Origin of the sequence: Methanobrevibacter sp. TMH8, assembly GCF_020148105.1 — an archaeon.
GTDB lineage: Archaea > Methanobacteriota > Methanobacteria > Methanobacteriales > Methanobacteriaceae > Methanobinarius.
The window spans coordinates 1-23,988 of the sequence record NZ_JAHLZE010000031.1; the positions used below are offsets into that span (position 1 = coordinate 1).

The following is a 23,988-nucleotide window of genomic DNA, read 5'->3' on the forward strand; positions in this document are numbered from 1 at the left end:
AAAAAACTATAAAAAATGAATAAAAAACTAATAAAAGAGTAAATAAAAAACTATAAAAAATGAATAAAAAACTAATAAAAGAGTAAATAAAAAACTATAAAAAATGAATAAAAAACTAATAAAAGAGTAAATAAAAAACGAATAATATTTATTCGTTAATTAAAACGCCATTAATAATACCATCTTGACCAGGTCTAGAAGTTACTTTTGCTTTACCAGCGCTAGTTTCTACAATAGCTCCTTTAGTGATGATATTCCTTCTTACATAATTGGGGTTAGCTGAATTTTCAAGTACTGTAATAATTTCAACAGTTTCAGCTGTTTTAGATTCTGGATTAAAAAGATTCATTTTGTTTTCAGAAGCTAATCTTAATTTTTCGTTTCCACCACGAGTTCTGATTTTTCTTAATCTTTTCTCATCTAATCCAGTATTAGCTGGTTCTCTTCCTAATTCAGACTTTCTTTTCCCACGGTTTGCTATATATCTTCCACCAGTTGATTTCCTTGTGGATTTTCCTTGTGATATTGCCATTATTTCACCTAATTATAATGAATTTTGAGTAATTCTATTTAGTTTTACTAGATAAATTTATAATTTTATTTAATTATAATTCTATTTAATTTTATAATTTATTAATAATTAATTTTAATAATTTAATTTTAATAAATTTATTTAATCCTTAATCAAATATTATCTAATTATTTCTATGCCGCTAATAAGTTTATTTAGTATTAAATAATATGATTTAGATAGTAAATTAATAATTTTCAATATAAAAGACCAAATTTTAAGTAATTAGCTGTTAAATAAACATCATCCAGCCATAATATTGTGAGAGCAATAAAATTACACCTAAATTTTTGGTATTATTTTTCTTATAATTCATTAAATGTAAAGAAAAAATAGTCTTTTAGATATGATAACAAAATATTAGTTTTCTTCATATATAAACTTTGTGAGAATATTTTTTTTATATTTTAAAATCATTTATAAAAGATTAATATACATCTAATTATATTTAATTTATTTATCTTTAATTATTTTGATATTAAATATGCTTAATTATCTAATATATTCAAATATACTTAATTATCTATTAATATTAAAATCTTTATATTTCTGATTTATTTCATAGCTTTATTATATGTTTGATATATTTTCCTAATATAATATTTTTTATATATTTTTTATTATATTTTTATTAAAAAAATTTAAGTAATATAAAAAACATAATACATATTTACAAATACATAAACATATAGAGGGTTGATGAAATGTTAGAAGATATTAAAAAAAAAGCTAAAGAAGTAAAAGATGAAGTTGGAGATAAAGCAAAAGAAGCTAAAAATAAAACTGAACTTGAAGCTAAAAATGCTAAGGATAAAGCAAAATATAAAGCATCTAAAGCTGAAAATGAAGCAGATTATGAAAAAAAAGAAGCTGAAAGAAAATCAGATTAGTATTATATGTTAAATTTTAATATAGAAAATTAAAATCTCTAATCTTATTTATTTTTTCAATATTTTTTTATTATTTTTGCTATTAATTATTTTAATAAATCATCAATTAAAATATTTCTAATAACCCATATTTTTAAATAAGGACTTTTTTAATTATTATTTTCAGATTAACTTTATAAATTAAATTTTATAAATAAAATTCTATTTTTTCAATTTATTATTATTTTTAAACTATTTATATAGTATTTATATATTTATATAGTAAAATGGAGAAAAATGAAAAATATATAAAAATAAATATAAAATAGATAAAAATGTAGAAAATTATAAAAAATTGTAAAAAATTGTAAAAATTGATATAAAATAAATATATTTAACTACTAAAATAAAGATAATTACCAATGAGGATATAGCAAAGATATTGAATAAAATAGAGATAGTGAATAAAATATAGATGTTAAATATAATAGAGATATCTTTATTAATGAATAAATTTAATATTATTTAAATATTAATCGTGTTTTTATGTCAATTGAAAGTAAAGAACAGCTAGAACTTGAAAAAGAAATTAAATCTCAAGCACAAAAATTTCTAGCAGATTTCAACCCAACTCTTCCTGAGCATATGGAACTTGAATATGAAGGTTTTTATAGAAGAGGATTTTTTGTAACCAAAAAGAGATATGCGGTTATTGAGGATGGAACAATTATAGCTAAAGGTTTAGAGCTTGTAAGAAGAGATTGGGCTCCAATAGCTAAAGACACACAACAAGACATTTTAATGGCTATCTTAAAAGATGGTGATGTTGATAAAGCTGTGGAAATTATTGAAGAAGCTTTAAAAAGAGTAAAAACTGGAAACTTGGATATGAAAGAGATGATTATCCACACACAAATAACCAAAAAATTATCTGATTATAAGCAAATTGGTCCTCATGTAGTAGCTGCACAAAGATTAGAAGCTAAAGGAATAAAAATTGGCAGAGGAACTATAATTCAATATGTTATTGTAAAAGGTAAAGGACCAATAAGCCAAAGAGCTATTCCTTATGAAGATTCAGAGAAATATAAATATGATTCAGATTATTATATAGATAATCAAATACTTCCAGCAGTGTCTAGAATAATGGCTTCCTTCGGTTATACTAAAGAAAGTTTAGCTGAATTAGGGGAAAAAGAACGGCAAAAAACATTAGATGCTTTTTTTTAAATTATACAAAAAATAGAACATTACAAAATTACAAATATTTTAAAATGAAACTTAATAATACAAAATAAGACTCAATTTTAACAAATTGATAAAAAATAAAACTTAGAGATTATAATAAAACTTAATTAATTTAATAAAAAATAAATAATAAAAAATAAAAAACTCGAAAAGGTGTTGAAATGGAAAAAGCGATTTTTTTTGATATTGATGGAACTTTATTAGATACTTCTAGTTTTGCAGAGTTAGCTAGAAGAGCAGCTATTGATGTAATGATTGAAAATGGCTTACCTTCAACTCAAGATGAAGCATATGAATTATTAAAAGAAATAATTGCAGAAAAAGGCTCTAACTATAATAAACACTTTAATGTTCTTACAAAAAGAATGTGTGGAGAAGAAAGCAATTTATTAATAGCTTTAGGAATGGTTACATATCATAATGTGAAATTTGCCCTTCTTAGACCATTCCCAAAAACAATGGATGTGCTTGTTTATCTTAAGAATAAAGGTTATAAATTAGGTGTAATTTCCAATGGAATAACTATAAAACAGTGGGAAAAGTTAGTTAGATTAGATATTCATTATTTTTTTGATGAAGTTATTACTTCAGAAGAAGTAGGATCTGAAAAACCAGAAAAGAAAATATTTGAAGAAGCTATGAATAGAATGAAATGCACTCCAGAAAACAGCCTTATGATTGGAAACAAGCTTGGAATTGATATCATGGGAGCAGTATATGCAGGAATGTCAGGTATTTTAGTAAATTCTGATCTTGATGATATTATATCAATGAAAGCTTTAGAAAATTTTGATATTGAAATAATTGAAACTATTGGAGACCTATCTAAAATTCTTTAATTTTATAATACTTAAATCAAAATAAAAAAAAATGGAAATAAGAATAAAATATATAGATTATATAAAACTTAATTAATTTAATAAAAATTGAATAAAAAATAAAAAATAAAAATGGCTTAAGAATTAAACTACACCTTGAGCCATCATAGCATTAGCTACTTTTATGAAACCAGCTATATTAGAACCAATAACATAATTTCCTTCTTGATCATATTCCCTAGCTGCACTATCAATGCTTCTATAAATATTTATCATGATATTTTTCAATCTTCTATCAACTTCTTCAAAGGACCAACACAATCTAGAACTTCTTTGAGCCATTTCTAATGCACTTGTAGCTACACCTCCTGCGTTAGCTGCTTTTCCAGGAATATATACAACACCATTATTTTGTAAAATATTAGTAGCTTCAAGAGTACAAGGCATGTTAGCTCCTTCAGATAAGTATTTAGTTTTAGATGCAACAAGTTTTTCAGCTGCTATTCCATCTAATTCATTTTGAGTAGCACAAGGTAATGCCACATCACATTTTAAATCCCAAATATTCATACTACCTTCAACAAATTTAGCAGTTAGATTATCTTTTGAGAAATAATTCAAGTAATCAGATATTCTTCCACGTTTAATTTCTTTAATTTCTTTAACAAATGGAACTTGAATACCATTTTCATCATAAATATAACCAGAAGAATCAGACATAGCTATGACAGTAGCACCTAACATAATAGCTTTTTCAGCTGCGTAAATAGCTACATTTCCAGAACCTGAAACAACAACTTTTTTACCTTCAAAACTATCTCCTCTGTCTTTCATTGCTTCTTCTGTAATGTAAATAAGACCATAACCAGTAGCTTCAGTACGAACAAGAGATCCACCATATTCTAACCCACTACCAGTTAATACACAGTGATGTTCATGCGCTATTCTATTGTATTGTCCAAATAAATATCCAACTTCCCTAGAGCCCACACCTATATCTCCAGCTGGAACATCAGTATCAGGACCAATATAATTATAAAGTTCAGTCATGAAACTTTGACAAAATCTCATAACTTCATTATCAGATTTTCCTTTAGGATCAAAGTCACTCCCTCCTTTTCCACCACCTATATTCATTCCAGTAAGACTATTTTTCAATATTTGTTCAAATCCAAGGAATTTAATGATAGATAGGTTTACAGATTTGTGAAAACGGAGTCCTCCTTTATATGGTCCGATAGCACTGTTAAATTGTACACGATATCCTCTATTTACTCTTACTTTTCCATTATCATCAATCCATGGCACCCTAAAAATTACAATTCTCTCTGGTTCAACATATCTTTCAAGAAGCCCTGTATTCTGGTATTCCGGGTGTTTTTCAAATACTGGCTCAAGAGACTCTAGTATTTCAGTTGCAGCTTGAATAAATTCTGGTTGATCCTCGTTTTTCTTCTTTAAATCTTCTAAAACATCACGTACATATGACATATAATCACTCCTCTTATCCCAATTATATATAATTGTCCCTAAAATATTAATTTACGACATTATTTCATTAAACACAAATTATGTAATTTATTATAAAAGATTATATACACTATATACACTTATATTAATATATTAAATATAATATATACAATTAAATCAACATAATCTATAATTATGCACAATTAATCACATACTACATAATATAGATAATTAAATCAACATATAATACATAAATTTGCGTAATTTACAATATAAAATATAATACATAAATATAAAATATATTAACTAATATATTATGTATAAAATACAAATATTTAAAATTTAAAATCCCATATTTATTTATTTTTTAATTTTAAACAAGAAATCATAGCAAAAGTGTAAAATATTAGAATAAAACAAAATCTGAACTTTATGCTTAATTATTAAACATTTACACATTTATATTTCTAATACTACTATTAGTATTTTTATTTTTAAACTTTGCGATTTTGTTCAATAATAATCCCCTATTTCTTAAAGTTCCACTGTTTAAAAAAAATAGAATAATTTTAACAATTATTTCAATATTTATTAGAAAAACTAAAAAATAGCTAAGTTTTTTATGAAAATAATAATCACATTATAAATGATCTAAAGTTTATGATAATAATAAAAAATTCATAAAAGTATATGATAAAATCAAATAAATTTCTATCAATAATCATCAATAAACATTATCAAATAAATCAAATTAAAAGTTTATTGAAACATATTAAGAAGTAGGAAAAAGCATATATGTAGACTATGATGATTTAATTAATTAATCTAATTATAATTGGTTATATAATATATTTAATTGATTAATTCATGATAAAATAGTTTTTAATGATAATATTATATAATAGTTTAAACAAATAATAATAACATAATTAAAAAAATATTGAGATTTTATCATGATATTAGAGATATTAAAAGATTCATTGACATATTCCCTTAAAGATTTTAATATTATTGCTAGATTGGGAATATTAAATTTGTTAAGCTTTTTAATTGTTCCATTTTTCCTTGTTCAAGGTTATTCATATAATATAACCACCATTGGTGTTAATTCAATAATCCACGGAAAATATGAGATTCCTCCATTTGAAAACTGGAAAAATATGTTTGTAAATGGAATAAAGCGAACATTAGTCATGTTAATTTACTCAATTCCTGCTCTTATAATATCAATTTGGGCCCTACTTAATCCAGAAACTATTCAACTTATTATTCCTTCAAATCTCCTTTATTTAGATATTGGGATAGAAATTACAGCTATGATTTTCCTTTGGATATTTACATTCATCTTGATTATGGTAGCTATCCCCCATATGATCCATAGGAAATCATTGAAAGCAGCTTTTAATATAAAAGAGCTAATAACCATAATTAAATCTGTAGGTTTCTTAGAATATATCTATTTTGTTGCTTGGTGGATAATTATTGCTAGTGGTGTAATATTCCTAAGTTTTGTAGCTGTAGAAATCTTTGTTTCAATATTAAATTTCATCTATTTGATTATATTTTCACAAATTATATCTCTAAGTTTCATGAATATATCTTTTGACATGTATCTATTTGGATTAGTACTAATTCTATTAGTTTATCCATTCTTACTTATTGTTGAAAGTAGAGCAACAGCATCAATGTATAATCTTAACTAAGAATCTACATTTATTATTCAATAATTTATTTTCAAATTATTTATTTTTAAATTATTTATTTTATACTTATTTTCAAATGATTTATTTTTAAATTATTTATTTTTTTAATTAAATTAATCTATTTTATTAAACTATTTCATTAAAATAAATATTATTTCCACATTTTAATCCACTATTTATTAAATTATATATTTCATTAATTTATTTTTTTATTTTATACATATATTCTATTTTTATTCATTATTAATTGAAAAATAAAAAGATATATTAAATTTGAACAATATAATAAACATAATAAAATATATAAATAAAATATTTTTTAATTAATAAAAATATTAATTTTATTGATAATGACATCTTAAAAATAAAAAATCAAAGAAAGATATTATATTTAAGGTTGAAAACATGGATATGGAACAGGAAAAACATAAAAATACAGACAAAAATAATCATGAAAATATGAACATGTCCAATATGAAACATGAAAAACATTCACAAATGAAGAATCATGAGCATATGTCCCATAAAGGAATGGGAAATATGAATATGGGAGATTTTAGAAAAAGATTTTGGGTTTCGTTGATTTTAACCATTCCAATTATAATTTTATCCCCTATGATGGGAATGGAACTACCCTTTCAAATTAGCTTTCCAGGTTCGTATTGGTTAGTTTTAGCTATTGGGACAATAATTTACTTTTATGGAGGACAACCATTTTTTAAAGGAGCTAGAGACGAGTTAAAAAATAGAAAACCTGCAATGATGACTTTGATTACAATGGGAATTACAGTCGCCTATTTTTACAGCCTTTATTCAGTTTTTGCAAATAATGTTTTTAATGTTCATCCCATGGTTACAGATTTCTTTTGGGAATTAGCTACTTTAATTGATATAATGTTATTAGGACATATACTTGAAATGAGTTCAATAATGAGTGCAGGTTCTGCATTAGACAAATTAGCTAAATTACTTCCGAAAAAAGCTCATAAAATTATAGTAAAAAATAATGAAAATATTGATAATTTAAAATATGATATCTTAGATATTGACCCTAGAGATTTGAAAGAAGGAGATTTTGTTGAAATAAGAGCTGGAGAAAAGATTCCTGGTGATGGAGAAGTTGTTAAAGGTGAAACCAGTGTTAATGAATCAATGGTGACTGGTGAATCTAAACAAATAGCTAAAAATATTAATGATAATGTTATTGGAGGATCGGTAAATGGAGAAGGGACAATTCAAATAAAAATAACTGGTGCTGGTGAAACTAGTTATCTTTCACAAGTACAAAAATTAGTTTCTGATGCTCAAAAAGAACAATCCAATAGAGAAACTGTGGCAGATCTCATAGCAAGAACTTTATTTTATGTAGCTATCACATTAGGACTTATATCATTTGTTTCATGGTATTTTGTAGAAAATATAAGCATTGCATTTTCTGTTGCTGTAACAGTTCTTGTAATAGCTTGTCCTCATGCATTAGGGTTAGCTATACCTCTTGTAGTAGCTAGAAGTACTTCTCTTGGAGCAAAAAATGGACTTTTATTTAAAAACAGAACCTCATTTGAACAGGTGAAAGACTTAAAATATGCATTAATGGATAAAACAGGGACTTTAACTGAAGGAAACTTTAAAGTATCTGAATATAAAAGCTTAAACGAAAAATTAAATGATGATGAAATATTATCAATAGTAACTTCACTTGAAAAAGGATCAAATCATCCGTTAGCTATTGGAATCTTATCAAAAGCAAAAGAAAATAATATTTCTTATAAAAACTCTGAAAATATTAAGCAAATAGCAGGAATAGGTTTAATAGGAACAATTGATTCTAATGAATTTAAGCTTGTTTCAGAAAAATATTTAGATAAAAATAATATAACTCATAATCAAGACAAATTTAAAAAGTTAGCAGCAAATGGAAACTCTATTAGCTATTTACTAAATGAAAATAATGATTTATTAGGGTTTATTGCACAAGGAGATAAAATCAAAATTGAATCTAAAAATATGATTGATTCTCTTAAAAGGAAAAACATACAACCAGTAATGCTTACAGGAGATAATCAAGAAACAGCTAATTTAGTTGCTCAAAAATTAGGAATTGAAGATGTTCATGGAAAATTACTTCCTGAAGATAAAGAAAAACTCGTTAAAGAATATCAAAAATCAGGAAAAGTGATGATGATTGGAGATGGAATTAATGATGCACCAAGTCTTGTAATGGCAGATATAGGAGTGGCTATTGGATCTGGAACAGATGTAGCTATCGATTCTGCAGATATAATACTGGTTAAAAGCAATCCTAATGATATTATTAAATTTTTAGATCTTGGTAAAAGAACAACAATAAAAATGAATCAAAATTTAGTTTGGGGGGCGGGGTATAATGTAATTGCACTGCCATTAGCTGCAGGAATATTAGCACCATTTAGTTTTATGCTTAATCCAATGATTGGAGCTGTTCTAATGTCTTTGAGTACAATTATAGTAGCTATAAATGCGATGCTTTTAAAAGAATAATTAGTTTCTATAAAATGTTAGGTATTTTTGTTTATATTAAATTATTTCAAAAATAAATAAATAAATAAATAAATATATGGTGATAAAAATGACAGATAGTATGAAAATTGAAACATTGAAAACATTAGCTACCCTGATGACAACTGCTTTTGCATTTGTTGCAGGTTTAGCTTGGAATGGTGCCATTCAGGCACTTATAAATGAATTTCTAAAAACAAGTTCAGCTACAATAGGGTTACTTATATATGCTATTATAGTAACAATAATAGCTGTAGTTGTAACAGTATTTTTAGGAAGAACATTAGGAAAATTAGGAATAGAAACAGATAATGAATAAAATTTAATTTAATTTTAATATTGAATTATTTTCAATATTTATTTTATTTATTATTTATTTTATTTATTTTACAACAACTTTTTATTCTATTTTTATACTATTTTTATAAAATTTTTTTATTTATTTTATTTACAACAATTTTTTATTCTATTTTTATACTATTTTTATAAAATTTTTTTATTTATTTTATAATTAATTTTTTATTAGATTATTATACTATTTTCTTCATTGTTTTTTATTTATTTTATAATTAATTTTTTATTAGATTATTATACTATTTTTACATATTTTTAAAAAAAATTTTCTATAAATAGTTTATATTTCTACTAAAAACAAGATTTATACTCTAATTAAAAACCAACATTTATTTGAGTAATTAGAATTAATTTAAAAAAAACAATAAAATAAATATTATAATAAATAAAAGAAAGGGTCACAATTAACCCCCCCTTAAATCAAACCCCCCATGAATAAAACATTGATAAACAAAACAATCCGTTAATAAAAATTTTTAAACACTTAAATTATTCGGATGTATTGAAACATTTTATTCACTGAAGGATTATTTATAAAAATAGTTATATAAATGTTTTGGATTAAAATAAATAGAAAAACTTAAATGAGATTAATATTTTTAAAACATTTTACTAAAAATAGAACAATTAAAATAAATTAATAATTATTAAATAAGACATTTTTATACTAAACATTGAATATATAGATATAACATATTCTAATTTGATAATTATATAACTTTTATATATTTTTTATATCTATTTAATATAATCTTTATATAGTTTTATATAGAAAAGAAAGGAATCCTAAATACTATAATCCATATTAATTTTCATCACATATAGATATACATAAAATTATTATATTAACAAAAAGGCTCAGATAATAGATATAAACTCTTTTTAATCAATATAAATACATTTATATCTATTTTTAAAGATTTCAAAATATAGTTATTACGAATTTTCCTTTATATTCAAAAATATTCAAAATTTAAGTGATGCTAATTTAAATATAATGATTTATTAACATATAACTTGTATAAATTCTCTCAATATATTGTTAAATGTTATATTTTATATATATTTTAAACAAAGTATTGAAAATTTATATCAAATTAAATAAAAGATATATAATAGTAATTAAAGGAGATAAAATAATGAGTGAAAATACTTTTGCAAATCCATCGCCATTAGGGCTTTTTGGATTTGGAATTACGACGATATTACTTAGTTTACATAATGCAGGAATAATTGAATTATCCACAGTTATCTTAGCTGTTACCGTATGTTTAGGCGGTATAGCTCAGACAATAGCTGGGATTTTTGAGATGAAGTTTAATAACACATTTGGTGGAACCGCATTTATTTCATTTGGATTTTTTTGGATTTCATTAGCTATGATTTGGATACTTCCAGGAATTGGACAGATTCAACCTGCTGATCCGATTTCAATGGCTTTTTATTTGTTAATATTTGGATGTTTTACAAGTTTCATGTTTATAAGTTCTTTAAAACATATAAAAATTCTTCAAGTATTATTTGGAGTAGTAAGTATTCTATTCTTCTTACTCGCCGCAGCTGACTTTACAGGCATAGGCATATTAGGAATAATCGCTGGATATTTAGGAATATTCTTAGGGGCTGCAGCTATTTATGCTTGTATTGGTCAAATAATCAATAATGATTGGGAAAAAGATATTTTCAAGTTATAATTAATTATAACTTACTATAATTTTTTATATTTTATTATAATTTATATAAATTTATTATAATTATTTAAATAATTTAATAATTTAATAATTTTTAAATTAATTACTTAATTTTCTATTTTTTAACTTTTTTACATTTTTATTTACTTTTTATTTATTAATTTTTTAATTCCCTAATTCCCTAATTCTCTAATTCCTAATTCCTTAATTCCTTAATTCCTTAATTCCTTAATTCCTTAATTCTTTATTAAATTCATTTTCTTTTAATATAATAATTATTCTATAATATTATCATTTTTTTATTTTGTATACTTTATTTATTTGATTTTTATTTTTTGAATAATAAAAATAAAAAATATAATCTAAATATCAATAAAAAATAATAAGAACAATGAAAACAATAATAATCTATTATTAATAAATATATAGATATAAAATATTTATAAATCACTAATTCAAATACTAGATTGAATTTAATTTAAATAAATTTTTTAATAAATCCTATTATGAGGGAATTTTATGAATATTACCAAAAGAGAAGGAACAAACAAATGGGGTCCAGCTATAGTATCATGTATGGCTATTTTTATAATAGTTTTAGATATGTCTGCAATGAATGTAGCTATTACTGAATTAGTAGTGGATTTAAACACTCAAATAACTACTATACAAGCGATAATAGCTTTATATTCATTAGTAATAGCATCATTTATGTTGATTGGAAGTAAGATGCAAGATATAATAGGTCGTAAAAAATCATTTTTAGTTGGAACTATTATATATGGAATAGGAACCTTAGTAGCATCAATAAGTTTTAATGCATGGATATTGCTTTTAGGTTGGGCAATTCTTGAAGGTATTGGTGCAGCATTAATGTTACCAGCAACTACAACAATTGTTGGAACTAGCTATAAAGGAAAAGATAAAATCACTGCTTTTGGAATATGGGGAGGCATAGCTGCTATGGGATCGGCTGTTGGTCCCATATTTGGAGGTTTTTTTACTAGCTATATTTCTTGGAGAATGATATTTGGAAGTGAATTTTTAATCGTTCTCTTAATACTTTTCTTCAGTTATTACATTAAAAGCTCTAAACCAAGTATCAAATGGAGAGAATTTGATTATATAGGTAGTGTTTTATCAGTAATTTCCCTTATAATTATTGTTTTAGGATTACTTTTAATCAATGATCCAAGCAGATGGGGATTTGTTCCAATATTACTAATTATCGGTATATCTTTGCTTGTTATTTTCTTTTTATGGGAAAGAAAATTAATCAAAGAAAATAAAAAACCCTTATCAGATATTACATTACTTAAAAATAAGATCTTTTCGATTGGAATAGTTGACTCTATTTTCCAACAAATACCTCTTGCAGGATTTTTATTTATAATGCCAGTTTTTTTACAGCAAGTATTACACTTAAATGCATTTTTAACAGGAGTAGTTTTACTTCCTTCATCAATTGCTATAATGGTTTTATCATTATTAGGAGCTAAAATATCAGAATATATTCATCCAAAATATATGATAATCATAGGATTTATTATTTCAGCTATTGGAACATGGCTACTTAGTGGACAATTTAGTTCAACTATGAACCCCTGGAGTATTATTCCCTCTACATTAGTCTTTGGTACAGGAGTAGGAATGATTCTTTCACAATTAACTAATTATGTAATGTTTTCTGTAGATGATAGTAAAAGTGCAGATGCTGCAGGTTTACTCAATACATTTAGAAATTTAGGTTATTCTATAGGAACTAGTATTATTGGAGTTTTACTCATTGTAGGAATTATTGGAGGACTTACTGTTTCTATTGAAGATAATGGCCTTGGAACAAATTTAACAAAAACAGAAATACATAGTGAGTTATTTACCTACTTTGAAAAGATGCAGACTAATACTCCACTAAAAATTCCTGATGAATTTAAAAAAGAAGCATCAAATATTATAAATAATACCATTGCAGTATCTATGAAGATAATTTTTGATATTTTGTCGATTCTTTTCTTAATTGGTGCAGGTATTAGTTGTTTACTACCTAAAAAGAAAATTGGAGATAATTCAATTCCAATCGCTTAATCTTGAAATAACAATGAAAATTATAATTATATAATTTATAACTATATAATTGAGATTATTATAATTAATATAACCAAAATAACCAACATAACCAATATGATCAATATATAATCATTTAATAAATATTAATCAAATATATAAGAAGTTAATTAATAATAATCAACATTATTTTATATTATATATATTCTTGATTATTTTAATATATAACAAAATTTCCTTTAACCTAAACAAAATTAGACAAATTAAGCTATATACTTTTCTATATAATAATTAATAATTATTAATCTAATGAAAAAAATAATCTAATGAGAAATTCAAATCTTTATCTTCAAACCAATTGGACAGTGATCTGAGCCCATTACATCAGATAAAATATAGCTATCCATTACATTATCCTTAAATTCATCATTTACAAAGAAATAATCCAGTCTCCAACCAACATTCCTATCTCTTGCTCTTGTACGATAGCTCCACCAAGTATACTGTTCGCTCTCTTGGTTGAACATTCTAAATGTATCTACATACCCATTAGCTAAAAATTTGTCTATCCATTCTCGCTCAATTGGCATGAACCCTGAAATTTTCTCGTTTTCTTTTGGTCTAGCTATATCTATTGGTTTATGAGCTGTATTTAAATCACCACATATTACTAGATTGTTTCCTTCATCCCTTAGATTATTTGTGTAGTCAAGAAATGCATCATAGAAATCAAGTTTGTATTGTAGACGATCTACCCCCATACCACCATTAGGCCAATAAAGATTCAGTAATATGAAATCATCAAAGTCTAGTCTTAAAAATCTGCCTTCATGATCAAATTTATCAACACCCATCCTTGTATGAAATTCATTAGCTTTAAAAGTTGAATAAGTAACTACTCCACTATAACCTTTTCTTTCAGCTGGATTAAAATAGCTATGATATCCTTCAATGTGTTTTAATTTTCTAGGAAATTGTTCAACTTGGGCTTTAATTTCTTGAAGACATAAAATATCTGGTTTAGCTGATGAAAACCAATCAGAAAATCCTTTTCTGTCCACTGCTCGAATTCCATTTACATTCCAAGAAATAAGGTTAATTTCTCCAATAAAAACTCCTCCATGGGTTTTATGATTTAATTATAGTGTTAATGATACTAATTTGATTATGGTAATTTTATATCATTTTCATTATAATTATTTATAATTTTTATAAAATATAATTATATTATTATATTATTATTTAATTTATATTAAATTTAGTTATAGATAATATATTCAAATCTAATTAAATATTATTATAATATAAAAATCCTAGAAAAATAAAGAAATAATAAAAATAAATCTAAAAAATAAATAAATAAATAAATGAAAATAAAAAGATTGAATAATATATGAACTAATATATAAAGTATTAAATTATAAATTTATTCAATGATAAAGTATCATGATAGAGTAAAATAAGAAATATTATAATTAAAGAGTATATAATAATAAAAAATAGTTAATAATTGTTTTTGTTACTGTTAATCATATTATATTTGATTTAATGGATTGTTTATGTGATTATTAACTATAAAATATAAATATTTTATTCTTTTTTTCTATATCCTAAAAGACTAATACTAGCAAGTAAAAGTAATAAAACTAATATCGGCATACCTGTTGATTTCATACCTGCATTTCCACTATTATTTCTTGGATCAGGAGTTGGAGTTGGATTAGGATTAGGAGTTGGATTAGGAATATACATATCATTAGACCCATAATATTTAGAATCACTAGCGAAAATTGCATTAATTCTATATTTATATGCATCTTTGTAGTATATAACTAATTGACCATTAGTATCTGTAATACCTCTACCAATAACTTTTCCACCTATTTTTAAAACAACTTGTTTATCTTTCAGTAGATTACCATATTCATCTACAAGAATTACAGTAATTTTATCACCATCAACAATTATTTTAGTTGAAGTTTTTATCTTAGAAACATTAGTCATGTTATTTGCAGTTGATCCATAGTGTGTGTTGTTTCCAGTAAATTCAGCAACAATATTAAGTATACCTGATTTATTAGCAGTATAATTAAGTCTTGCAATACCATTACTATCGGTTATAGCAGATCCTATTTTCTTACCATTAATATAAAAATTAATAGTTTTCCCAACAATAGGGTTACCATATTCATCAATTAATTTACTTTCAATAGGAACATTATCTCCAACCTTAACATTTTCTGGTGCACTAACAGTAATATTAGTAAGTATCTTAGAAACATTGAAACTTGTAATATTAGTAAAATTATTATAAGTATCGTTTCCTCCCCAAGTTACTTTAACAGGAACATTACCGCCAATAGTTGGTATGAAAGATATACTCCAATCTCCAACATTATTAGTAGTTACATTGAATGTTTGATTACCTATTGTAATAGTAATTTCAGTATTATTTAATGAAATACCATTTTCATCGGTTAATTTACCTGATATAGTTATGTTTTGACCAACTTTAGGGTTATTCGGTGTAATAATTGTAGAATTAACATTGAGTTTATTGATTATTAATTGACCATTTAGAATATTAATAAGATAAGAACCAATACCCTCATAAGTACCATTTAGAGTAACAGTACCTATAGGAGCAGTGACAGTATAATTAATATTAGCAAGTCCTTCAATACTAGTTGCAGTGCCAATTAAAGTTTCATTAATATAAAAACTTATATTTTGGCCAGTAACAGTATTGCCCATATCATCAACTAAATTAGCAAACAGCACAATATTTTGACCTTTCTTAACAATAATAGTAGAATTATTAATATAAGTCAAATTCAAAACACCAATATCGCCAAGATTATAAATCATTTGACCTAAATTAGCACTATTGTCAGTCATAGTATTATTTGAAACACTCATATTACCAGTATTCATAATAGCTCCACCATAATTAGTAGCTTGGTTATTAATAAACTTAGAACTAAATACATTCATAGAAGTACCATTATTCCAAATAGCTCCACCAGAACTTCCATTATTATTAGTGAAATTAGAAGACATTACAGTAAAATTGGCAAAATTATTCCAAATAGCCCCACCATCACCTGTTGCTTTATTATTGATAAAGCTAGAATCTATTGCAAAACTATTATTACCAATATCATAGATAGCTCCACCATTAGTTGCGTTATTTTTATCAAAAATAGAACTAGAAACATTCATATTAGTAGCATTATTCCAAATAGCCCCACCATCATCTATTGCATTGTTGTTAGTGAAATTAGAACTGGATATAGTCATATTAGTGCCACCACCATTATAAATAGCACTACCATTAACTGCATTATTGTTTTCGAATTTAGAACTTTCTACAATTACATTAATCACCCCATTTGTGAAAATAGCTCCACCATTAATAGTTGCATTGTTACCAGTGAAATTAGAACTAGAAATACGGAAATTAGAACCTGTATTTGCGATAGCTCCACCATTAGTAGTTGCATTGTTACCAGTGAAATTAGAACCAGAAACAAACATACCATCACCACCATTATAGATAGCACCACCAATACTATTTGCATTATTGTTAGTGAATTCAGAATCAAAGATATTCAAATTAGAAGCAATACTCCAAATAGCACCACCACTAAGACTAGCATTATTATTAATGAATTTAGAACTATTTACAATAAAATTGGAACCAACATTAAAGATAACCCCACCATCACCAGCTTTGTTACTAATGAAAGTAGAATTATTGAGATTTACATTAGCACCATTATTCAAAATAGCACCACCCCTGTTAGGAGCCTCATTGTTAGTGAAATCAGAACTAGAAATTTGTAAATTATTACCAAACACATCATTAACAATAGCAGCACCATTTCCTGTGTTAGCAGAAAAATTAGAAGTTGATATCTTCATATTAGTAGCATTATTCAAAATAGCACCACCCTCATTTGCATGATTACTATTGAAATTAGAACTAGAAATATTCAAATCAATACCATCATTGAAGATAGCAGCACCAGCAATCCCACCATTATTATTAGTGAAATTAGAACCATATATAAAACCATTACTACCATTATTATAGATAGCACCACCATTATTAGCAGAATTAGTAGTAAAATTAGATTCATAAACATTCAGATTAGAACCATTATTGTAAATGGCACCACCATAACCAGAAGCTTTGTTATCAACAAATGTACAGTTTATAAATGTCATTATAGTTCCCAAATATTGATTATAGATAGCTCCCCCATTAGTTGGAGAATTTCCATCCATAAATGTTATATTTATAAAAGTCACATTAATATTGTCAGCTATTGCAAATATTTGACTAATATTTTGTGCATCTATAATTACATTTTGACTTGGTCCATTTCCCCTGATTGTAACGTTTTTATTTATTGTTATATTGAAATCTTGGTTTGTTTTGTTATATATTCCAGGTTCCAAATTAATTGTATCTCCATCATTAACACTTGAATTAGATATAGCTCCCGCTATACCTCCTGGAGTATTACTATCAATCGTTGTATTTGCTGCAAAAGCCATAGGCAAAGAAACAATGAATAATATACTTATAGGTATTAAAAATACAAAAATTAACTTTTTTTCATATTTTTTACCTAGCCTCATATTTTTTTCACCTCCAAAAATTTTTCATTGGGGGAGAAAAAGTTCTCCATTAATATAACAGAAAAATATCATATTTTACCCCCATCGATTATCCTATGATATTATTCCACAAGACAATCATAATATATAATATTAATTTTCATCATATTAATAACTTGTTATGAATATTAATTAGTGATTTAATAAATTAATGTTTTAATATTATAATCCCGTGGTACTATTAAAATAAAACTAAAAGAAAAAACAAATCATATTTAAATATTCCCAGATTACAAACCAAAAACCCATAAATAAAGAAAATAAGCAAATTTAAAAAAAGTAATTATTTAAATTTTAAATAACACAATGTAAACAATTGTTTATATAAATTTTTTATATAAATAATATTAAAAAGAGAATATCAAAAAGAAAAAGATCTAAAAATATCTATAAAAATTAAAATAATAGAAAAAGAAAGTAAGTTAATAACTTACATTTCAGCTTGTTGTTGTCTAACTAATCTAGTAATATAGCCAGCAATTTTATTTCTTAAGTGTTTAGTACTTACAGTAGACTTTTCAGCTACTAATTTTTTGTTTTGATCGAAATCTGTAGTAAAAACACCTTGATGAATTTCAATAAGTTCTTTTGAAATTCTTTTTACAAATGAAGTTCTAATATTTCCCATTAAATTTCCTCCTATATTTTTAATTTTTTAATTTCTCAATATCTTAATATTTAACTAATTTATTAATTTAATAACTATTTATAGTCATTATTTAATTATTTAAGATTTAAATATTTATTTAATTAAAATTATTTATATAATATAAATTAATTAAAATTATATTTATAATTTATAATATTATAATTAATAATATAATTATAATGATATATTTTATAATATATTGTATATTTTTTAATTATCTTACAAAATTCAATTATCAATGATAATTTCTTCTTGTTCTTTTTTACTTAAATTTATCAAAATATCCATAATCTGAAAGACAGAATTTTTAGTATTTTGAGTTAAATTTTTATCATTAGCTAATTTCTCTAACTTTTCATAGATAAGTTTTTCTCTACTTTCATCAAAAATATCCATGTCTAAAGCTAATTTAGATAATACAATATCTTTAGCTAATGAAGTTCTTCTTTGAATCAAATCAATTATTTCACTATCAATTTGATCAATTTCTTTTCTTGAACTATGAAGAATTTTTTCTGGATCTTTCAGAGTAATCGAATCTTGTTTATTAAATGACTTTTGTTCCAAGATTATCAACCTCAGTTTCAATAATTCTTCCAGAATCAGTATAAGAATTCCAAATATCTTTAACTTTATCTTCAGATTCTTCATTTACAATAGATACATAAGCAGAACCAGTTCCAGAAAGACCAGCTGCAATTGCACCTGCTTCTAAAGCGTCAATAGCTAATTTTGTATCGAAACCTAAAGCATTAGAATATAAAATTCCATTTAAGTTTAAAGCAACATAATAATCTTTTTGACAAGCTTTTTCAAATGCCATATCAACTAATGGAGCTAATAATTTCATTCTTTCCACATCTGAATTTGCAGTCATTGAATCTATGTTTGGCATGTATATTAATAGTTTGTGGTTAGGCATTTCTTCTTTGACTAAAATCTTACGATAAATATTATCTGTAACAGTAACTCCACCAAAATAAGATGCAGTAGCATCATCAAATGCACCAGTAATGGTAACACCTGCTTCAAGAGATGAATCAATAGCTAAATTAATAATTTCCATGTCATTTAAAGGATTTTTATCAAATTCACTTGAAACAAGTTCACTAACAGCTAGAGTAATGGCATTAGAAAGAGCACTACTACTTGATAGTCCTGAAGATTTAGGAAGGTTAGTTTTTGTGGAAATTTTTATTCCCATACCTAAAAGATTACTACCTGAAAAATCAATACCATAGTAATCAAGAACATTTTTACAACAAAGTTCCATGAGTGTAGTGTCTACATCAATATCAGGATTACATTTAATCCCGAAATCAATAGGTTCTGCCTTAGCTACAATATCCAAATTAATACCAAAAGCAGACCCACTTCCTGTAGCTATTGCATTAACTATCGTAGCAGAACCTGGAGAACGAACGACTTTTTTCATTAAAACACCTGAAATCTATCTTAATCAAAATATAGAATGAATTAAATCTGTTTACAAACAATTTATCTATATTAATTATATTTGAATTTATTATTATATAAAAATTAGGGAATACTTTAAAATTTTATAAAGTTTAGTAAAATATATAAGAATCGCAAAATAAATTTATGATATGATAAATAATAAGAGTATATTTAGAATAATAAGAGTATATTTAAATTATGTGATAAAATGGATATAAAGAAAAAATATTTCGGATTGGGAATATTAGGCGGATTTGCATTAATATCTATTATAGTAGCTATCATGATTTTTGTTCCATTGATAGCAATGATTTCAGGACCTACTACCGTAGCAGTCATTCCAGTTTATGGTGAAATTGGTTATGGTACAAGTAATGAGAATGTCACTGTAGCTAATCCTGATGTATTTAACCAAATGATGGATGATGCTATTAATGACCCAAGTATTGGAGCTATTGTTCTTGATATAAATAGTCCTGGAGGAAGCCCAGTAGCTGGTGAATCTATGCTTGAAAAAGTTAATAGCTCTACAAAGCCAGTTATAGCTAGAATAAGTGATAGTGGATCTTCAGCAGCTTATATGGTAGCTAGTGGTGCAGATGAAATTGTAGCTAGCCCTTCTTCATGGGTAGGAAGTATTGGAGTTATATTAACCTTAAGTGACTTATCTGAATACTACAAAAAAGAAGGTATAGACATGTATTCCATAACTGGTGGAAAATATAAAGATATGGGATCAGATTATAGGAATTTAACTTCTGAAGAAAGAAATATGCTTCAAACAATGATTAATGAAGAATATGATTATTTCATAAAACTTGTAGCTAAAAATAGAAACTTAAGTTATGAATATGTTAAAAAAATAGCTGAAGGACGACCATATACTGGTCAACAGGGTTTAAATGTTAGTTTAGTTGATTACTTAGGTGGAAAAGATTATGCTATTCAATTAGCTGCAAATAAATCCCATATGACTAATTATCAAATCTATGATTATGGCAATAGTGGATTATTTGGATTTAACTATATTTAATTATATTCATATATTTCTACATACCATATGAATAAATTATACACTAAATATGTTGGAAGAGATCCTTTTTAAAGGATTTCTACTTTTTTATTATTTTTAGCTTATTTATTTTATATATTATAATTTTCTGAATAATTTAGCTATCAAAATTTTCTGAAAATATTTTTATATTTTTAGCTAATTTTGGACCTACACCCTCAACTTTTTGTAACTGTTTTTCTGAAAATGGTCTGAGATCTTCTCCAAATGCATCAACCAAAGCTCTAGCCCTTTTTCTTCCTAAACGTTTCACACCTAAAACTAATGGAATTAAATCTTCTTTAACACCATAATACAATCTAGCTGAAAGATAATCTAAATCTTTTGAAAAATTATACTTTCCAAGTGTTTCAAATATATTTTTAAGGAATTTAACAAGTAAAGATGCTTCATATGCTGAACGTCTTGTAGATGCTGAATACACATTATAAGCATTTTCAATTTCATACTCATTTCTTTCATCTATCCATTCTAGCAAAGCTACTGTTGTAGCTTCTGGGTTCCCAACATTAACAGCAAAAAGCCCTTTTTGAGACATCATTTCTCGCACAGGATCTTTACTTTTTCTAGTTTTAAACGAAATTAAAGGTAAATCTGGACTAGAGGATAGATGATAAATTAATTGATTTATATCAATTTCATCAATTTGAGTTGCATATTCTTTTAATTTAACAGCCGTTTCTACAGCATAATTGGATTTAGCTATTAAATTACCAAGAGGAGTAGCATTTAACCCACTAGGAGTAGCTTGAATGATTCCATTTAGAAGTAAAAATTCTAAAGCAGACTCAATTTCAAATTTCAAGGAATCATCTGCAAAAAGAGCCATTGATGGATTATTATTCATTTGATATCCATAAAAAGTCATTTTAAAGAAATTTTGGATTTCTTCAGGGTTTTTTGATAAGTTTGAAGCTATTTGAGCTATAATTTGCTTATATATTGCATCTTTATTTTCAATAAGTTTAGAATTAGTAGCTTCAACTTCACCATGTAAATATCTATCTTGAAGATCATAAGCTTCATCTAAAGATTTAGCTATAAGATAAGAAAACCCAACATCATCATATTGTGGCCTTCCAGCTCTTCCAGACATTTGTTCATAATCGAAAACAGGGATAGATTGTGGGCCTTGTGAAGTCCAACGAGTGTAATCACGAATTATTACAGACCTTGAAGGTAAATTAACACCATACATCAAACTTGGAGTAGCTGCAATCATAAGAAGATTCCCTGCCCTGAATTCATCTTCAATAATCTCTTTTTGTTCATTAAAAAGACCAGCATGGTGAAAAACAGCTCCATTTTCAGCAGATTCTGCTAATTTTAAACAAGTGGAAGTAGGCCTTGAACCTTTTTTCTTTGGAACATCAAGAATAGCTTCAGCTACTTCTTTAAATTTCTTTTTTTGATCAGGAGTGACTTTTCGTTTTATTTTTCCAGCAACATAGCTAGCTAAACTTTCTGTGTAAAGTCGAGTTGAAACAAAACTAAGAGCTTGAGAATTATCTTCAATAGCTTTTTCTACAATTTTTACAACTACTTCATTTTTATTACTAGTATTAAACATTTCAGTATTCAATACTTCTTTATTTAATGGAACTGGACGATAATCATGTTCAACCACTTTAGCCTCTAACCAGCCTTCAATTTCTCCCATATTCTGAAGTGTAGCTGATAATGCAACAATTCTAAGATTTGGATTGATTATTTTAGCTCTAGTTATTGCACATTCAAGAGTTGGCCCTCTTGAGTATTCACCAATCATATGAAACTCATCAAGAATGATTGTATCTACATCACGAAGAGCATCCCATGAAAAACGAGTAAGGGCATCAAAAGATTCAAAAACCATAACCGATAAATCAGAAGAATTTGGATGTTTGCCTACTTTAATTCCATGATCTTCAAATTTTTTAAATTCTTTAATTTTTTCATTTTGAATTGAAATTAATGGAGCTGCATAAACAGCTTTACCCCCTTTAAGTACTGCCTTTAGAGCTGCCATTACTCCAAGAACAGTTTTTCCACTAGCTGTAGGAATAGTTATCACATAATTTTCTCTGTTTTCCAAATATCCAGCATCAATAACATGTTTTTGAGCAGGATTAAATTCTTCAATATAAGGATAAGAATCATTTATTATTTTTTTTATTTCTTTAGGAAGAGTTTCCATAATAATCAAATTTCCCAATAATCAATAAATTACAACTTTTCTTTCTTAATAACACAAATATCTGTAATAGTTGTCTCTGGGTATTGGCCATCCTTATCTTTTTCAACAGCTTTTACCATATCCCATATTGTTAAAAGCCCAATACTAACACCAGTAATAGCTTCCATTTCAACACCAGTTTGTCCTTGTGATTTTACACCAACAGTACACATAATTTCATCATCTTTTACTTCAAAGTCTACTTCTATACCTGTGATATTTAAAGGATGACAAAGAGGAATCATAGAAGCAGTATTTTTAACCCCTTGTATAGCAGCTATTTGTGCTGTGGTTAAAACATTCCCCTTTTTAATCTCTTGATTTTCTATCATAGATATGGTTTTTTCTTGAAGCTTTATTTTTCCACAAGCTATGGCTTTTCTTCTTTGAGGTATTTTTTCACCAACTTCAACCATGCGAACTCCTTTTTCAGTTAAGTGTGTAAATTCTTCATTTGACATTTAATCAATCCATTATTTTTACAATCTTTTTTAAAAAATATTTATGAAATACTTAAAATAATATTATGACATCATAATACTTTTTATAATAAAATTTAACATAATACTCAAGAATTTTATG

Annotated in this window: 18 protein-coding genes; 9 read left to right on the forward strand and 9 right to left on the reverse strand. The window is 25.4% G+C overall.

The features are described 5' to 3' along the window. Window positions 1–148: 148 nt before the first annotated feature. Window positions 149–532: a 30S ribosomal protein S8e gene (locus tag KQY27_RS06255; RefSeq protein ID WP_224425715.1), complete on the reverse strand. Its 384-nt coding sequence runs from the start codon at window positions 530–532 to the stop codon at window positions 149–151. A 743-nt stretch (window positions 533–1,275) separates the two neighbouring features. On the opposite strand from KQY27_RS06255, the gene KQY27_RS06260 reads away from it, so the two are divergent. From KQY27_RS06260 to KQY27_RS06270, 3 genes are all read left to right on the forward strand, one after another. Beyond that, a complete protein-coding gene (locus KQY27_RS06260; RefSeq protein ID WP_224425716.1) occupies window positions 1,276–1,461 on the forward strand; it encodes a hypothetical protein in 186 nt (61 codons plus the stop codon). Window positions 1,462–1,986: 525 nt separating this feature from the next. Further along, complete coding sequence (locus KQY27_RS06265; protein ID WP_224425717.1) at window positions 1,987–2,670, forward strand: DNA polymerase domain-containing protein; 684 nt, start codon at window positions 1,987–1,989, stop codon at window positions 2,668–2,670. 179 nt (window positions 2,671–2,849) lie between these two features. Further along, entirely contained in the window at window positions 2,850–3,527 is a 678-nt protein-coding gene (locus KQY27_RS06270; RefSeq protein ID WP_224425718.1) for a TIGR02253 family HAD-type hydrolase, read from the forward strand. A 123-nt stretch (window positions 3,528–3,650) separates the two neighbouring features. On the opposite strand, the gene gdhA is transcribed toward KQY27_RS06270, so the two are convergent. Then, on the reverse strand, window positions 3,651–4,997 hold the full coding sequence (gene gdhA / locus KQY27_RS06275) for an NADP-specific glutamate dehydrogenase (protein ID WP_224425719.1): 1,347 nt from the start codon (window positions 4,995–4,997) through the stop codon (window positions 3,651–3,653). Between the two features lie 932 nt (window positions 4,998–5,929). Between gdhA and KQY27_RS06280 the strand changes: the two genes are divergently transcribed. From KQY27_RS06280 to KQY27_RS06300, 5 genes are all read left to right on the forward strand, one after another. Further along, entirely contained in the window at window positions 5,930–6,679 is a 750-nt protein-coding gene (locus KQY27_RS06280) for a DUF4013 domain-containing protein (RefSeq protein WP_224425720.1), read from the forward strand. A 405-nt stretch (window positions 6,680–7,084) separates the two neighbouring features. Then, complete coding sequence (locus tag KQY27_RS06285; protein WP_305067306.1) at window positions 7,085–9,199, forward strand: heavy metal translocating P-type ATPase; 2,115 nt, start codon at window positions 7,085–7,087, stop codon at window positions 9,197–9,199. 88 nt (window positions 9,200–9,287) lie between these two features. Beyond that, window positions 9,288–9,536 (forward strand): DUF5654 family protein, encoded by a 249-nt coding sequence (locus KQY27_RS06290; protein ID WP_224425721.1) that lies wholly within the window; start codon window positions 9,288–9,290, stop codon window positions 9,534–9,536. Window positions 9,537–10,710: 1,174 nt separating this feature from the next. Further along, complete coding sequence (locus KQY27_RS06295) at window positions 10,711–11,265, forward strand: acetate uptake transporter (protein WP_224425722.1); 555 nt, start codon at window positions 10,711–10,713, stop codon at window positions 11,263–11,265. 516 nt (window positions 11,266–11,781) lie between these two features. Beyond that, window positions 11,782–13,347, forward strand: coding sequence for an MFS transporter (locus tag KQY27_RS06300; protein WP_224425723.1), 1,566 nt, complete (start codon window positions 11,782–11,784; stop codon window positions 13,345–13,347). Window positions 13,348–13,661: 314 nt separating this feature from the next. On the opposite strand, the gene KQY27_RS06305 is transcribed toward KQY27_RS06300, so the two are convergent. From KQY27_RS06305 to KQY27_RS06325, 5 genes are all read right to left on the reverse strand, one after another. Beyond that, window positions 13,662–14,435, reverse strand: coding sequence for an exodeoxyribonuclease III (locus tag KQY27_RS06305; protein ID WP_224425741.1), 774 nt, complete (start codon window positions 14,433–14,435; stop codon window positions 13,662–13,664). Between the two features lie 481 nt (window positions 14,436–14,916). Beyond that, a complete protein-coding gene (locus KQY27_RS06310; RefSeq protein ID WP_224425724.1) occupies window positions 14,917–17,973 on the reverse strand; it encodes an Ig-like domain-containing protein in 3,057 nt (1,018 codons plus the stop codon). A 469-nt stretch (window positions 17,974–18,442) separates the two neighbouring features. Next, window positions 18,443–18,640 (reverse strand): 30S ribosomal protein S17e, encoded by a 198-nt coding sequence (locus tag KQY27_RS06315; protein WP_224425725.1) that lies wholly within the window; start codon window positions 18,638–18,640, stop codon window positions 18,443–18,445. A gap of 249 nt (window positions 18,641–18,889) precedes the next feature. Next, window positions 18,890–19,228, reverse strand: a complete 339-nt coding sequence (locus KQY27_RS06320) for a chorismate mutase (RefSeq protein ID WP_224425726.1) — start codon at window positions 19,226–19,228, stop codon at window positions 18,890–18,892. Continuing rightward, window positions 19,209–20,096 carry a shikimate kinase gene (locus KQY27_RS06325; protein ID WP_224425727.1) on the reverse strand — a complete coding sequence of 296 codons (888 nt, stop codon included), beginning with the start codon at window positions 20,094–20,096 and terminating at the stop codon, window positions 19,209–19,211. The genes KQY27_RS06320 and KQY27_RS06325 overlap by 20 nt, the downstream gene beginning before the upstream one ends. 231 nt (window positions 20,097–20,327) lie before the next feature. Here KQY27_RS06325 and sppA point away from each other — a divergent pair, with 231 nt between their 5' ends. Continuing rightward, the gene (gene sppA / locus KQY27_RS06330; RefSeq protein ID WP_224425728.1) at window positions 20,328–21,152 is read left to right on the forward strand and encodes a signal peptide peptidase SppA; all 825 of its coding nucleotides are present in this window, start codon (window positions 20,328–20,330) and stop codon (window positions 21,150–21,152) included. Window positions 21,153–21,288: 136 nt separating this feature from the next. Here the strand turns inward: sppA and KQY27_RS06335 are convergent, their stop codons facing one another. Further along, the gene (locus KQY27_RS06335; RefSeq protein WP_224425742.1) at window positions 21,289–23,376 is read right to left on the reverse strand and encodes a DEAD/DEAH box helicase; all 2,088 of its coding nucleotides are present in this window, start codon (window positions 23,374–23,376) and stop codon (window positions 21,289–21,291) included. A 20-nt stretch (window positions 23,377–23,396) separates the two neighbouring features. Continuing rightward, on the reverse strand, window positions 23,397–23,867 hold the full coding sequence (moaC, locus tag KQY27_RS06340) for a cyclic pyranopterin monophosphate synthase MoaC (protein ID WP_224425729.1): 471 nt from the start codon (window positions 23,865–23,867) through the stop codon (window positions 23,397–23,399). Between the last annotated feature and the right edge of the window lie 121 nt (window positions 23,868–23,988).

Coding starts and splice junctions, on each gene's coding strand:
- KQY27_RS06325 (WP_224425727.1), bottom strand. CDS start 20,096: ATGAAAAAAGTCGTTCGTTCTCCAGGTTCTGCTACGATAGTTAATGCA.
- moaC (WP_224425729.1), bottom strand. CDS start 23,867: ATGTCAAATGAAGAATTTACACACTTAACTGAAAAAGGAGTTCGCATG.
- KQY27_RS06310 (WP_224425724.1), bottom strand. CDS start 17,973: ATGAGGCTAGGTAAAAAATATGAAAAAAAGTTAATTTTTGTATTTTTA.
- KQY27_RS06295 (WP_224425722.1), top strand. CDS start 10,711: ATGAGTGAAAATACTTTTGCAAATCCATCGCCATTAGGGCTTTTTGGA.
- KQY27_RS06255 (WP_224425715.1), bottom strand. CDS start 532: ATGGCAATATCACAAGGAAAATCCACAAGGAAATCAACTGGTGGAAGA.
- KQY27_RS06280 (WP_224425720.1), top strand. CDS start 5,930: ATGATATTAGAGATATTAAAAGATTCATTGACATATTCCCTTAAAGAT.
- KQY27_RS06265 (WP_224425717.1), top strand. CDS start 1,987: ATGTCAATTGAAAGTAAAGAACAGCTAGAACTTGAAAAAGAAATTAAA.
- KQY27_RS06315 (WP_224425725.1), bottom strand. CDS start 18,640: ATGGGAAATATTAGAACTTCATTTGTAAAAAGAATTTCAAAAGAACTT.
- KQY27_RS06285 (WP_305067306.1), top strand. CDS start 7,085: ATGGATATGGAACAGGAAAAACATAAAAATACAGACAAAAATAATCAT.
- gdhA (WP_224425719.1), bottom strand. CDS start 4,997: ATGTCATATGTACGTGATGTTTTAGAAGATTTAAAGAAGAAAAACGAG.
- KQY27_RS06260 (WP_224425716.1), top strand. CDS start 1,276: ATGTTAGAAGATATTAAAAAAAAAGCTAAAGAAGTAAAAGATGAAGTT.
- KQY27_RS06290 (WP_224425721.1), top strand. CDS start 9,288: ATGACAGATAGTATGAAAATTGAAACATTGAAAACATTAGCTACCCTG.
- KQY27_RS06270 (WP_224425718.1), top strand. CDS start 2,850: ATGGAAAAAGCGATTTTTTTTGATATTGATGGAACTTTATTAGATACT.
- sppA (WP_224425728.1), top strand. CDS start 20,328: ATGGATATAAAGAAAAAATATTTCGGATTGGGAATATTAGGCGGATTT.
- KQY27_RS06300 (WP_224425723.1), top strand. CDS start 11,782: ATGAATATTACCAAAAGAGAAGGAACAAACAAATGGGGTCCAGCTATA.